The organism is Arthrobacter sp. CJL-S3 (genome assembly GCF_056711635.1).
This window is the reverse complement of record NZ_CM160046.1, coordinates 4,331,132-4,344,339: the sequence shown is the minus strand read 5'-3', so window position 1 is coordinate 4,344,339 and position 13,208 is coordinate 4,331,132. Positions and strand designations below refer to the sequence as shown.

Genomic DNA, 13,208 nt, shown 5'->3' with positions numbered 1-13,208 from the left:
AAACACAGACCCTGACTGACGTATTCAATGCCGCACGCCCGCGCCTCATCTGAAAGACGACGGCCCGGGTCGCTCGCGGTTGGAGCGAAACCCTGACCACGTGGCTGTGCTTTTGCAAATATAGGCCGGGGGTTTGCCGGGGGCCTAGGCCACGTGGATAGTCGAGTAGGCCATCGGCTGAAGTCGAGTAGTTTCCGTGTCCAGTACTCGTTTTTCGTCCCGGAATGCCGCCAGAAACCGGAATTCGGCGGGTTAGGGAGGGGCTGTCCGGCCCTCGCGTTCAGAACGCCAGGCTGATAACGAGGCTGATCGTCGTGGCCAGAATGACGGTGCCAAAGAGGTACGACAGCAGACTGTGCTTGAGCGCTTCGGCCCGGATTCCGTGGCTCTGCAGGGCCGTGTCCGAGACCTGGTAGGTCATGCCGAGGCTCGTCGCGAGATAGGCGAAGTCGGTGTACTGCGGCGGGCGTTCCTGGTTGAAGTCGATACCGCCCACCGCCGCCCCGGCCTTCCCGCCCGTGCCGTAGTACAGCTCGGCGTACCGGAGCGTGAACAGGGTCTGCACCAGCATCCAGGACAGGGCCACCGACGCCAGCGCCAGGAGCCCGCCGCCGAAGCGGGACCCGCCGCCGCCGGCATGGGAATCGACGACGACGGCGGCCACCGCACCGAGGCTGGCGACGTTGGCCGCCAGGATCAGCAGGTCGGTGATGCTGCGGGACGGATCCTCCGCGGTGGCATGCGCCCGGGTCTCGGCCGGGCTGAAGCGGCCGACAGCCAGCCAGACCCAGACGACGTAGGTCAGCGAAGCGGTCCCCCAGCCGACAGCCGGGGCCGCGACCCAGTACCCGCCCACGGCGGTTGCCGTGGCCGCGAGCACCCCGGCGAGAAGCATGACCGCCAGGCGCAATCGGCTGCGCCGGACCGGCCGGGAGTCGCCGCGGGCCGGGGAACCGTTGTTCATTCCCCGATCTTGGCACAGGGTTGCCCACATGGAGGGCGGCGGCGCTTCCCGGACCCTGCCGGCCGTGCATACGCTGGGCAGGCCTGGAATCGCGGAATCCTGCCCCGATGCACTAAGCTATTGAAGTCTGTGCTGCGCCCTGCCCCCGTTCCTGGGGGTGATGCGGACACATGGCACCGCAAATGAACCTCCTGTTACGGAAATGCCGTAACCGCTTAGCCCAAAGGAGGTGGGTTCACATATGCGTCCTTACGAATTGATGGTAATCATCGACCCCGAGGTCGAAGAGCGTACCGTTGAGCCAACGCTTCAGAAGTTCCTGAACGTCATCACGACCGATGGTGGAACCATCGAGAAGGTTGACATCTGGGGCCGTCGTCGCCTGGCTTACGAAATCCAGAAGAAGTCTGAAGGTATCTACGCCGTGGTGAACTTCACCGCTGAGCCGGCTACCGCCAAGGAACTTGATCGCCAGCTGAGCCTCAATGAGACCATCATGCGCACCAAGATCACCCGCCCCGAAGTACAGAAGGTCGTTGCTGAGTAATTTCAGCTCCCGGTTTTCACTCTTCACCCCGCAGGAACGCACAAGGAGGCAGTAGATGGCAGGCGAAACCACTATTACGGTCATCGGTAATCTCACCAGTGACCCCGAACTGAGGTTCACACCGTCAGGTTCGGCAGTAGCGAATTTCACCATCGCTTCTACTCCCCGCACCTTCGACCGCCAGTCCAATGAGTGGAAGGACGGGGAAACCCTGTTCCTCCGCGCATCGGTATGGCGCGAAGCAGCCGAAAACGTTGCCGAATCCCTGACCAAGGGCATGCGTGTGATCGTTAACGGCCGGCTGAAGAGCCGTTCCTACGAAACCAAAGAAGGCGAGAAGCGCACCGTTATCGAGCTTGAGGTCGATGAAATCGGCCCCAGCCTGCGCTACGCCAACGCCAAGGTCAACCGCACCCAGCGCTCCGGCGGTGGGGGTGCCGGAAACGGCGCCCAGGGCGGGTTCGGCAGTGGCGGCGGCGGCAACAGCGGCGGCGGCTTCGGTGGCGGCTCTGGTGGAAACCAGGGCGGCAACTCGGGCGGAACCTGGGGCGGCAACCAGCCCGCACAGCAGGATGACCCCTGGGCCACGCCCGGTGTCAGCAATGCAGGCGGCGGCTGGGGCAACGGCCCGGATTCCGAACCTCCCTTCTAAACAACATCTAAGGTTCGACGACGGAACCCGCCGGAACGCCGCAAGGCGGACGGGCGCTGACCGGCGTCGGATCACCACCATCCCGTGGATCAATATCCACGGGCTCCATCGAATAGGAGCTCCACGATGGCTAAGGCTGAACTCCGTAAGCCCAAACCAAAGTCCAACCCCTTGAAGGCCGCTGACATCACTGTCATCGACTACAAGGACGTAGCATTGCTGCGCAAGTTCATCTCCGACCGCGGAAAGATCCGCGCCCGTCGCGTCACTGGCGTCACGGTGCAGGAACAGCGCAAGATCGCCCAGGCAATCAAGAACGCCCGCGAAGTTGCTCTGCTGCCTTACTCCGGCGCTGGCCGCGGCTAAGGAAGGGATTAACTAACATGGCAAAGCTCATTCTGACCCACGAAGTAACCGGTCTCGGTGCTGCGGGCGATGTTGTCGAGGTCAAGGACGGTTACGCACGTAACTACCTGCTGCCCCGCAACTTCGCTCTGACCTGGTCCAAGGGTGGCGAGAAGCAGGTTGAGTCCATCAAGACTGCCCGCGCCGCCCGCGAGCACGCTTCCCTGGAAGACGCTCAGAAGCAGGCCGCTGCACTCTCCGCCAAGCCGGTCAAGCTCGTTGTCAAGGCTGGCGAGACCGGACGCCTGTTCGGCACCGTCAAGCAGGGCGACGTGGCCGACGCAGTTGAGGCCGCTGGCCTTGGCCGCATCGACAAGCGCAAGGTTGAACTGCCGACGCACATCAAGTCGGTTGGTTCCTACCAGGCCAACGTCCGCCTCCACGCCGACGTTGCCGCTGTGATCGAACTCGACGTAGTCGCAGGCAAGTAGCCCTCACCGGCTGCGCAGTCCTGTACTGCTGGAAGGCCCCCGCCTTCGGATTTCTCTGAGGAACCGGACGCGGGGGCCTTCTGCTTTAACCCCACCGCGGGATCCCCCACGGCCCACCGCGGGACGTGCCGCCGGCTCGAAGTGACCGGCGTTGGTAGGGTTTTGCCAGCTGCCTAGGCGTGGTGCAGGACCGTTGTCACGTGCCGGTAGCCGTTCCGGATCAGCTCGGTGAGCACCGCCTCGTCGACGTCGTCGAGCTTGTTGACATAGACGCACCCCGCTCCGGTCTTGTGCTTTCCCAGCCGCGCCAGCAGCCCTGCCGACTCCGGCCCGTAGCTCAGCCCGTAGAGGGACAGGCTGGCTTTCCGTGGGGAGAAGCCGACGGCAGGCGCGTCTCCCTCCCGGCCGGTCGCGTACTTGTAGTGATACCGGCCGAAGCCCACAATCGTCGGCCCCCACATCTCTGCCGGCTGCCCGGTGGCCGCCGCCATCAGTTCCATAAGCCGGAGCCCGTCCCGGTGCCGGACGGGATGCTCGACGGCGGCGAGGAACTCCTCGACCGACGCACCGGTCGCGGTGGTCTTGTTTGCGGTCTTGTTTTCGGTTTTGTTCACAGCCATGCCGGAAGTCTCGCAGACCGCGGCAGCCATGTCAGCCGCACCGGCGCCGGTGATAGCCTGCGGCAGTGACCTCACATACCGCACCCGCACCCCGCCTCCGCCCCTTCGCCCAGGTGGACGTCTTCTCGGCCGAGCCGTACCGGGGCAACCCGCTGGCCGTTGTTCTCGACGCCGGGGACCTCACGGCGGAGGGGATGCAGCAGTTCGCCAACTGGACCAACCTCGCTGAAACCGCGTTCCTGCTGCCGCCCACCGACCCCGGGGCGGACTACCGTGTCAGGATCTTCACCGGCAGCGAAGAGTTCCCCTTTGCCGGCCACCCCACCCTCGGCTCGGCGCACGCCTGGCTGGAAGCCGGCGGCATCCCCCGGCAGGACCGGATGCTGGTCCAGGAGTGCGGGGCCGGACTCGTGCGGGTAAAGCGCGACGGCGGGCGGCTGGCGTTCGCGGCACCGCCGCTGACCCGCTCGGGCCCGGTGGCGGAGGAGGACCTCGCGCGCATCGCCGCGGGCCTCAGAATGCCGCGGGAGGCGTTGCTGGACGCGTCCTGGCTGGTCAACGGCCCGGACTGGATCGGCGTGCTGCTGGAATCGGCAGAGCAGGTGCTCGCCATCAGGCCTGACTACGCGGCCATGGCGGGACTCAAGGTCGGCGTGATCGGGCCCCACCCCGCCGGATCGGAGGTCGGCTATGAGGTGCGCACCTTCATCCCGGGCGACGCCGCGGCGGAGGACCCCGTCACCGGCAGCTTCAACGCCGGCGCGGCCCAATGGCTGATCCGCAGCGGCCGGGCCCCGGAATCCTACGTGGCGGCGCAGGGAAGGGCGCTGGGACGTGCCGGCCGCGTGCACATCGAGGCGGCTGGGGACGACATCTGGGTTGGCGGGAGCTCGGTGAGCTGCATCGAGGGGTTTGTCCTGCTCTGAGCGGCCGGTCTCGTTGCCCTGTCAGGTCTGGTGGCTATTCCGTCCATTTGGGGCCCAAAGGTGACAGCGCAACCGGGGCCGGGAATAAACCGCACGGGCCCGCGCTTCACTAGTTAGATGCAAACGCATGTACTAGCGTTTGTGGCCTGGCACAACCTGAGGAGCATCCCCGTGGAATCCCGCCGCATCACCGTTCTCTCCGCCGGACTCGGCGTCCCGTCGTCGAGCCGCCTGCTGGCGGACCAGCTGGCCGCCTCCGCGGAGCACCACCTGGCCGCGGCCGGCTACGCCGTCGATATCCAGGTGCTGGAACTACGCGACCTCGCCGTGGATATCGCGAACAACTTTGTGACCGGCTACGCCGCGCCGAAGCTGGCCGAGGTGATCGCCGGTGTCGAGGCCTCGGACGGCATTATCGCTGTCAGCCCGGTCTTCAGCGCCTCCTACAGCGGCCTCTTCAAGTCCTTCATCGACGTCCTTGACCCCAAATCGCTCGAGGGCAAGGCAGTCCTGCTCGGCGCCACCGCTGGAACCGACCGGCACCAGATGGTCCTGGACTTCGCCATGCGCCCGCTGTTCAGCTACCTCCGCACCCGGATCGCCAGCACTGCCGTCTTTGCTGGCCCGCAGGACTGGGGCAATAACGACGACGGCGGCTCGCCCCTCTCGACGCGGATCGACCGGGCCGCTGGGGAATTTGCCGCGCTGCTGCAGGGTGCGCAGCCGCGCCAGCGGCAGGCCACCCCGGAGTCGCTGCCTTTCGAGCAGTTGCTGGCTGGCATTTCGGGCCAGCGCTGAACCGGCTGCGACTCAGTGCTTCTGCGGCTTTTGGCACCGTTGGTCTGGCCGCGACGATCAGCCTCATTATCAGCCTGGCGTTCTAGACGCGAGGGCCGGACAGCCCCTCCCTAACCCGCAGGATGCCGTTTCCTGGTGGCTTTCCGGGGCGAAATCCGAGTACTGGACACGCAAACTACTCGACTTCAGTCGACGGCCTACTCGACTATCCACGCGGCCTAGGCCCCCGGCAAAACCCCGGCCTATATTTGCAAAAGCACAGCCACGTAGTCAGGGTTTCGCTCCAAGCCGGGGCGCAGTTGGGCCGTAACTTCGCTGTAGGCATTTGTCCTGCTGTAGGCATGAGTCTTGCAATAAGTGTCGGCGTGGGGAATGAATTTGCCCGTTCGGGACCCGCTGTTTTCCCGTCTCAAACGTGCAAAGCCTGGCTGAATGGTCACCTGGGATGAAATGAGGCACCTTTGATTTCGTTTGGCCGAAAATTAGCGCCTGCAGCGGGACGGCAGTGATGCCAGCCCCCCGGATGCGTCGGACAGACGGCGCCTCGAATGCCTTCGCCTGGGGCCTGCTCAATACGGTCGTCTCACGGCTCGGGACGCTCGGTATCGGAATAGTCCTGGCCCGTGTGTTGGGTCCCGAGTCCTTCGGCACTTTCGCCGTCGCCATGGTTGCCCTCATGGCCGTACTGAGCTTCAACGAACTCGGCGTCTCCCTCGCCATTGTCCGTTGGCCCGAAGACCCGGCGACGATCGTGCCGACGGTAAACACGATATCCGTCCTCGGCAGCACATTGTTTTGCACTGCCGCCATCGTCGCAGCCCCGGTCTTCACCGCAGCCATGGGAGATCCGGGCGCCACTGATGTGGTGCGAATGCTGATTCTGAGCGTCTTCATCAACGGGGTTGTCGCCTCGTCGGCGGCCCTGCTGCAGCGCGACTTCCGGGAGAAGGAACGCCTTGGAATCGACCAGGCCAATGTCTGGATCGGCGCCATCCTGTCCGTCGTCCTTGCCCTCGCGGGCATGGGTGCCATGGCGCTGGCGATCGGCCGGCTGGCGGGCAGTCTGGTCTCCGGAGTGATGTTCCTGGCTGCCTCGCCGTTGCCGTACCGCTTTGGACTGGACCGCTCGCATCTGGGCCCCCTGTTACGCTTCGGGCTGCCGCTGGCGGGGACCAGCATCATCTTCTTCGCGGTCGCCTACGCGGATCAAGTCACGGCCGGGGCGGTCCTGGGGTCAACGGTTCTGGCGTTCTACGTGCTGGCCTTCAACCTCTCGAACTGGCCCGTGAGCATCTTGGCCCAACCGCTCCGCAGGGTTGCGCCCGCCGCCTTCTCCGCGCTGCAGGGGGACCGGCCCCGCATGAATTCCGCCATGAAGGCCATTGTGGCGGTTTTAGCAGCAGCAGCACTCCCGATCATCCTCGCCTTGGCGGGGATCGCGGTGCCACTGGTGGAATTCGTCTATGGTGAGGCCTGGGTGGCAGCAGCGACCGCCATTTCCTGGCTGGTCATCGTTGCGACCTGCAAGGTATTTTGCGATCTTGCCTTTGACTACCTCGTTGTCCTGGGCCGGTCCGGGACGGTCTTCACGGTGCAGGCCGGAAGTCTGCTGGTGTTGGTTCCCGCACTGGTGGCGGGTGCATCCTGGGGAGGTCTTGGTGGGCTCGCGGCGGCGCAGGCGGCCGTGACGGGATGCGTGGTCCTCCCTCTGTACGTATGGAAACTCCGGCAGCATGGACTGCCACTCAGCGGCATACTGGCAAAAATCCGGTTACCCCTCGCAGCGGGAATTGCGACGGGTGTGGCAGCGCGCATCCTGGCAATCACGGTGGCCGATCACTTGCTTGCGCTTTTCGCCGCCGGGACGATTGCGGCTCTGGTGACAGCCTGGTTGTTGTACCTGCAGCGGGACAGCATCCGGGAGCTCCGGTCCATCGGCGCGGCCTCCGCGGTGGAGGCGGCAGCATGAGAATCCTTGTCTACCCGCATGACTTGGGGATCGGCGGCAGCCAACTCAACGCCATCGAACTCGCGGCAGCCGTGCAGCGGTTGGGTCACGAGGTTATCGTCTTCGGGCAGCCTGGGCCGCTAAACCGGCGCATCGAGGAATTGGGGCTGGAGTTCATTCCGTCTCCGCAACCGCACCGCAGGCCGTCCCCGGCAGTGGTGAAGGCACTGGTCCGACTGGCCCGGGAGCGGAAGATCGACCTCATCCACGGCTACGAATGGCCTCCGGCGCTGGAAGGCCTCATCGCATCCCGACGGTCTCCAGGCACTGCCGCCGTGGCAACGGTGATGTCAATGGCGGTGGCACCGTTCATTCCCAAGTCAATGCCAACTCTCGTGGGCACCCAGGAGATATTGGAGGCGGAACTGGAGTTTGGCCGGACCAAGGCTGCGTTGCTCGAGCCGCCGGTGGACCTTGATGCAAACAATCCCTTGATGGACGACCAGAAGCAGGATTTCCGGGCTTCGTGGCGCCTCGAACCAGCAGCCTACACGGTGGTTCTCGTGTCACGCCTGGCAAAAGAGCTGAAACTCGAGGGCATCCTGGCCGCCATCAAATGCGTGGGACTGCTGTCCCCGGAACTCCGCGTACAACTTGTCATCGCCGGTGACGGCGCAGCGCGGGGGATCGTCGAAAGCCATGCCCAAAGGGTCAACGCCGCAAGCGGTCGGCAGGCCATTGTGCTTACCGGCGAGCTCGAGGATCCTCGCGGGGCCTATGCTGCGGCCGATGTTGCCCTCGGAATGGGCGGGTCGGCCCTGCGGGCGCTGGCCTTTGCAAAACCACTTATCGTTCAAGGCGAACAAGGGTTCTGGGAACTTCTAACTCCGCACAGCCTTCCCCTTTTCCTCGAACAGGGATGGTACGGGGTTGGACCCGGAACGCAGGGCGGGGCAGAGCGGCTGGCGCAGCTGCTGCGCGGCCTGCTGCCGGACGAGTCCCGCCGGAAGACGCTTGGTGGTTTCGGGCTATCGACGGTTCAGGAACGTTTCTCGCTGACGCACGGGGCCCTTGTGCTCGAGGACTTCTACTCACAGGCCACCGAAGCGGGCGTGGACGTCTCCGCCGGTCCGGAGGCGGCAGCTCTCGCCAGATTTGCCTCGTACGAGGTGGTGAGGCGGGTACGTCGGGTCCTGGGGACCGCTCCAGCCGAGGATTTCAATTCCCGGCCGGTGGCAGGGCGCAGACGGGCCGGACCGGCACTTGACGACGGCGCCGCACGGCACGCGGCCCCATGAAGCAGCGGCGGACGGCAGGGCAGGAAAGTCTCCTCCGCATCCCGGGGAGCCGCTGGGATGACGTGCGCGGACCGACAGGGGTCGAAGCTGGGACGGCGACAATCGGAGTCCTGGAACCAACACCCGGTTTCACGCGCCTGCGTAACATTCGAACTATTGTTGGCGCCGGGTCGTTGTGCGGGACATGAAATGTCCTGTGGATTCAATTGACCTGATCATGAGCGAACGCAGCGGTGTCGAGATCGACTACTGCCCCCAGTGTCGCGGCGTATGGCTGGACCGGGGCGAGCTGGACAAGATCCTGGACCGCGTGGCGGAGACCATGGGCCCGGGAGTCTCGGCGCCGCCGCCGCCCCTGCCGACGGTGACGCCCGGGCACATCCCGCCGCCGCTCTACAACGTGGACCCGCGCCGCGACGAGCGGCGTCCGGATGACCGCCGCTATGACGAACGGCGTGACCGGCCGCGCTATGACCAGCCGCGTTATGACGACCGCCGCCGTCCCAAGAAGAAGGAAGGCTGGCTCGGGGAGCTGTTCGACTTCTAATTCCCCAAGGGCCGGGTCAGTCCTCGAGGAGGGCGATGAACTCGCGCGCCTGCTTGATGGAGATATCCGAGTGGCGGGTGAGGGCCTCCGCCGCCGCCTCGGTTTGGCCGCTTCTGGCCAGGGTGCGGATCCTGCCGTAGATCTCGTCGTTGAGCATGTTGCTGCTCACCTCGCGGGTGACATCGCCCTTACTGGCGATCGCCCGGTAGCGGTAGGCAAAACGCTGCGGGGCATCGTCGTCGTCCTCCCCGGGACCCTGTTCGGGTGCCTCGGGCCGGAAGGGCTGCGGGTGGGCAGCCAGGGCCCCCACGGCATCCCGTGAGGCCCGCAGTCCGTCTCCAGTGGCCTCGAAGTACAACTTGATGGCGGCCATGGCCTGCCCCTGGGCGATCAGGGCGTAAAGCCGGCGGTGTTGCTCCTGGGTGAGTTTGGCCGCGGCGGCGCGGGCGAGTTCGACCGGATCGCGCCCCGTCTGGGGGGCGGCTTCCCGCCGCGGCTGCGTGTCGCGGCGGCCGAGGGCGCGGGCGCCGAGCAGGACACCGGCACCGACGAGCGCCAGAATTAGCAGGGGGATAAGCAGGGATTCCATGAAAACTACAGCCGATCTACATATTTCTTGGCGGTCAAAAGATCTGAATGGGTCGCCTGCCGCAGCAGCTTGATGGCCTGAAGCTTCTTGCCGTTTCGTGCCATCGACTGGAGCTGTAGCGCGAACTGTGGGTTTAGTTGGCCGCCGGGGAGCACGTGCCCCTGATATCCGGGCTGCCCGGCGGCAGGCGCGGAACCCACCTGGGCGCGCAACGCCCTGCGGGCATGGTCCGCCTGCTGCGACTGCTGCTGTTCATTCTGGCTGGGACGGGTGACGGCGTCCACGCGGGCCCGGGCGGCGGTGGCGGCCTGGACCTGGGCCGCATAGTGGGCCTGGGAGCGGACGGCCAGCTCCTGTTGGTAGCGCTCCGCGTCGGACATGCCGAAGTCGCGGGGTCTCAGGGCCGTGGCAAACGCCCAGAGGACTGCTGCCAGGATGAGGGCAGGCAGTATGACTAGCAGTACATCGCCCATGTGAAGAGCTTATGCCAGATCACAGTTATCCACAGCACATTCTGCGATCGGCATACCGTGCGGCGCCGGTGGCGTCAATGCCGGGCCAATCCCCGTGAGGACCATCACGAAATGTGCATATTTCCGGCCTTGTGTGCCCTCGCTGGCCACCGGCTATCCCCAGCCACGACTCGGCCGCTGTGGATGAACGCGGCCGGAAATTCTTTTGTGTCCACACGGTAAGAGCAGCGTTTCCCCACGTCAGGCGCTGATTGTGGGGACAAGAAACTTTCTATCCACAGCTGTTCCCACAGGCTGTGCACAAGCAGGGGGCAGTAGTGCACAGGTTATCCACAGGAGGGGTGGCCGGCCGGGTTGGTGCCTGCCCCGGCGGGGGATAACGTTGCTGGATATCGAGCCTTGGATACCGAAATCCGATGCTGGCTTCCCTTCCAACCCCGGCCCCTCAGGCCTGGGTCCGGGCTGTGGAAAACCGGCAGTTCCGGAAGGCGGCCAGAGTGTCGGGGCCCGCTGATAGTAGTTAACCTGTCGGGTTTACGCCGGGGTCGACGCCAGCGGGCACCAAGGCCCATGGCACACGCGTCGCCGGCGCACGGACATCCGCCGAGGCACACAATGGAGGACGGCAGTTTTGTCAGTTACGCATCTGGACTCAGTCGAGGGGACTCGGGGAGCCGAAGGCAGCCGCAAGCCGCCACAGGACATTCCCGCCGAGCAATCCGTGCTGGGCGGCATGATGCTGTCCAAGGACGCCATCGCCGACGTCGTCGAAATCCTGCGCGGCGTGGACTTCTACCGCCCGGCGCACGAGACGATCTACGAAGCCATCATCGATCTCTACGGCCGCGGCGAACCTGCCGACGCCGTCACCGTTTCGGATGAACTGACCAAGCGCGGCGAGATCAACCGGATCGGCGGCCCGGCCTACCTTCACGAGCTCATCCAGACTGTTCCCACCGCCGCCAACGCCGGGTACTACGCCGAAATCGTGGGCGAACGCGCGGTCCTGCGCCGTCTGGTCAACGCCGGCACCAAGATCGTCCAGCTCGGCTACGGCCAGGACGGCGAGGTCGAAGACCTGGTGAACCAGGCGCAGGCCGAGATCTACGCTGTGGCGGAGCGCCGAACCGCGGAGGACTACGTTGTCCTGAAGGACGTGATGGAGTCCACCGTGGACGAGATCGAAGCGTCCGGCCACCGTGAGGAGGGCATGACCGGCGTTCCCACGGGTTTCTACGAACTTGATGAGCTCACGCACGGCCTGCACCCCGGCCAGATGATCGTCATCGCGGCCCGCCCCGCCGTCGGCAAGTCCACCTTCGCGCTGGACTTCGCCCGCTCCGCGGCCATCAAGAACAACCTCGCCACCGTGATGTTCTCCCTGGAAATGGGCCGGAACGAAATCGCCATGCGTTTGCTGTCCGCGGAGGCCACGATCGGCCTTCAGGATCTGCGCAAGGGCACGATCAAGGACGAGCAGTGGTCCAAGATCGCCACCACGATGGGCCGGATGAATGACGCCCCGCTCTTCATCGACGACAGCCCCAACATGTCGCTGATGGAAATCCGGGCCAAATGCCGGCGCCTGAAGCAGCAGCACGATCTCAAACTCGTCATCCTGGACTACCTCCAGCTGATGAGCTCCGGCAAGAAAGTGGAGTCCCGCCAGCAGGAGGTGTCCGAGTTCTCCCGCGCGCTGAAGCTGCTGGCCAAGGAACTCCAGGTCCCCGTCATTGCCCTGTCGCAGCTGAACCGTGGCTCCGAGCAGCGCCAGGACAAGCGCCCGATGGTCTCTGACCTGCGCGAATCCGGCTCCATTGAGCAGGACGCCGACATGGTCATCCTGCTGCACCGTGAAGACGTCTACGACAAGGAATCGCCGCGTGCCGGCGAGGCCGACATCCTCATCGCCAAGCACCGTAACGGGCCCACCAAGGACATCGTGGTCGCCTTCCAGGGCCACTACTCCCGGTTCGCCAACATGGCGGCCGACGCCGGGGGCGGCGGCTTCTAGGGGCTACTCGCCGCCGGACCGAAGCAGGTGGTTGGGCAGCCGGTTCCCCGGTGCCCGGCCCCGGATCTCCAGCAGTTCGCGGGCGTGGGCATGCAGCCGCTTGTCTTCCTCGGACACCGGCACCCACTGCGGGATCGGGACGGACGTGCCGTGCTCGTCGCGTGCCACCATCACGGTCAGGCAGTAGGTCGTGAGGTCCAGCTCGCGTCCCTTGGGGTCCCCCGAGCGGACATGGACCGCGATGTGCATGCCCTTGGTTCCGGTGTAGACGAGCCGGGCCTCGACCTCCACCACGTGGCCAATGAGCAGCGGACGGTAGAACCGCACACCGCCGGAGAAGACGGCCACCGTGTCCATTCCGCAGTACCGCGAGGCGCAGACATAGGCCGCTTCGTCGATCCATTTCATGACGATGCCGCCGTGCACCTTGCCGCCCCAGTTCACGTCCGTGGGCGCGGCCACAAAGCGGAGGACAACATTCTCGGCGGTTCCGGCGTCGGTATATTCCTGCCCGCTCATTGCCTGGACAATGTCCTCGCGGACCTTGATCCGCGCCAGCGCATGGTCGCGCTGTTCGATCTCCTCCGGCGTGGTCGGCTCAAACTGCGGCACCGGCATGGGCTTGCCGTCCGCGCCGACGGCCACGAAGATCACCATGCACTGGCTGCGCATCTTGGCCGGGCCGCCCTTCGGATCGCCCGAGGACACCACCGTGCGGATGTGCATGGAGGACCGGCCCGTGTAGACAATCGTGGCCGTGACCTCAACCATGTCTCCGCTGTTGACCGGGTCCGCAAAGTGGATGTTCCCCACGTAGGCCGTCACACAGTAGGACTTGGCCCAGCCGACCGCGGCCGCATACGCGGCCTTGTCCACCCACTCAAGCACGGTGCCGGCGTCGACCGAACCGCTGTGGCCGACGTCGGTGGGCGCGGCGAGGAAACGCAGGGTCACGGCATTGGCGGCAGTCTCACTCATGGTGTGATTTTACTGACG

15 protein-coding genes are annotated in these 13,208 nt (G+C 65.4%); 10 read left to right on the top strand and 5 right to left on the bottom strand.

From position 1 onward, the window contains the following. Positions 1–280 precede the first annotated feature (280 nt). Positions 281–964 (bottom strand): DUF1345 domain-containing protein, encoded by a 684-nt coding sequence (locus tag AC06G6_RS20005; protein ID WP_479825062.1) that lies wholly within the window; start codon positions 962–964, stop codon positions 281–283. Positions 965–1,205: 241 nt separating this feature from the next. On the opposite strand from AC06G6_RS20005, the gene rpsF reads away from it, so the two are divergent. The 4 genes from rpsF to rplI all read left to right on the top strand — a co-directional run bounded on the left by rpsF (position 1,206) and on the right by rplI (position 2,999). Beyond that, the gene (gene rpsF, locus AC06G6_RS20000) at positions 1,206–1,511 is read left to right on the top strand and encodes a 30S ribosomal protein S6 (protein ID WP_024366241.1); all 306 of its coding nucleotides are present in this window, start codon (positions 1,206–1,208) and stop codon (positions 1,509–1,511) included. A 55-nt stretch (positions 1,512–1,566) separates the two neighbouring features. Next, complete coding sequence (locus AC06G6_RS19995) at positions 1,567–2,163, top strand: single-stranded DNA-binding protein (protein WP_479825060.1); 597 nt, start codon at positions 1,567–1,569, stop codon at positions 2,161–2,163. 126 nt (positions 2,164–2,289) lie between these two features. Then, complete coding sequence (gene rpsR, locus AC06G6_RS19990; RefSeq protein WP_003800144.1) at positions 2,290–2,529, top strand: 30S ribosomal protein S18; 240 nt, start codon at positions 2,290–2,292, stop codon at positions 2,527–2,529. Positions 2,530–2,546: 17 nt separating this feature from the next. Continuing rightward, a complete protein-coding gene (gene rplI, locus AC06G6_RS19985; protein WP_307457021.1) occupies positions 2,547–2,999 on the top strand; it encodes a 50S ribosomal protein L9 in 453 nt (150 codons plus the stop codon). Between the two features lie 173 nt (positions 3,000–3,172). Here the strand turns inward: rplI and AC06G6_RS19980 are convergent, their stop codons facing one another. Further along, the gene (locus AC06G6_RS19980) at positions 3,173–3,619 is read right to left on the bottom strand and encodes a DUF1801 domain-containing protein (protein ID WP_479825058.1); all 447 of its coding nucleotides are present in this window, start codon (positions 3,617–3,619) and stop codon (positions 3,173–3,175) included. A 65-nt stretch (positions 3,620–3,684) separates the two neighbouring features. On the opposite strand from AC06G6_RS19980, the gene AC06G6_RS19975 reads away from it, so the two are divergent. The 5 genes from AC06G6_RS19975 to AC06G6_RS19955 all read left to right on the top strand — a co-directional run bounded on the left by AC06G6_RS19975 (position 3,685) and on the right by AC06G6_RS19955 (position 9,136). Continuing rightward, positions 3,685–4,545: a PhzF family phenazine biosynthesis protein gene (locus AC06G6_RS19975; RefSeq protein WP_479825056.1), complete on the top strand. Its 861-nt coding sequence runs from the start codon at positions 3,685–3,687 to the stop codon at positions 4,543–4,545. Between the two features lie 171 nt (positions 4,546–4,716). Then, positions 4,717–5,343, top strand: a complete 627-nt coding sequence (locus AC06G6_RS19970) for an FMN reductase (RefSeq protein WP_479825054.1) — start codon at positions 4,717–4,719, stop codon at positions 5,341–5,343. A gap of 523 nt (positions 5,344–5,866) precedes the next feature. Further along, positions 5,867–7,312 (top strand): oligosaccharide flippase family protein, encoded by a 1,446-nt coding sequence (locus AC06G6_RS19965; RefSeq protein ID WP_479825053.1) that lies wholly within the window; start codon positions 5,867–5,869, stop codon positions 7,310–7,312. A 23-nt stretch (positions 7,313–7,335) separates the two neighbouring features. Continuing rightward, complete coding sequence (locus AC06G6_RS19960; RefSeq protein WP_479825051.1) at positions 7,336–8,589, top strand: glycosyltransferase; 1,254 nt, start codon at positions 7,336–7,338, stop codon at positions 8,587–8,589. Between the two features lie 196 nt (positions 8,590–8,785). Continuing rightward, the gene (locus tag AC06G6_RS19955; protein ID WP_479825049.1) at positions 8,786–9,136 is read left to right on the top strand and encodes a TFIIB-type zinc ribbon-containing protein; all 351 of its coding nucleotides are present in this window, start codon (positions 8,786–8,788) and stop codon (positions 9,134–9,136) included. Positions 9,137–9,152: 16 nt separating this feature from the next. Here the strand turns inward: AC06G6_RS19955 and AC06G6_RS19950 are convergent, their stop codons facing one another. Together AC06G6_RS19950 and AC06G6_RS19945 are read right to left on the bottom strand one after the other, a co-directional pair. Continuing rightward, entirely contained in the window at positions 9,153–9,725 is a 573-nt protein-coding gene (locus AC06G6_RS19950; RefSeq protein WP_479825047.1) for a hypothetical protein, read from the bottom strand. Between the two features lie 5 nt (positions 9,726–9,730). Next, positions 9,731–10,198, bottom strand: a complete 468-nt coding sequence (locus AC06G6_RS19945; RefSeq protein WP_479825045.1) for a hypothetical protein — start codon at positions 10,196–10,198, stop codon at positions 9,731–9,733. Positions 10,199–10,829: 631 nt separating this feature from the next. On the opposite strand from AC06G6_RS19945, the gene dnaB reads away from it, so the two are divergent. After that, positions 10,830–12,212: a replicative DNA helicase gene (gene dnaB / locus AC06G6_RS19940; protein ID WP_024367946.1), complete on the top strand. Its 1,383-nt coding sequence runs from the start codon at positions 10,830–10,832 to the stop codon at positions 12,210–12,212. A gap of 3 nt (positions 12,213–12,215) precedes the next feature. On the opposite strand, the gene AC06G6_RS19935 is transcribed toward dnaB, so the two are convergent. Then, complete coding sequence (locus AC06G6_RS19935) at positions 12,216–13,190, bottom strand: acyl-CoA thioesterase (RefSeq protein WP_479825043.1); 975 nt, start codon at positions 13,188–13,190, stop codon at positions 12,216–12,218. Positions 13,191–13,208: the final 18 nt, after the last annotated feature.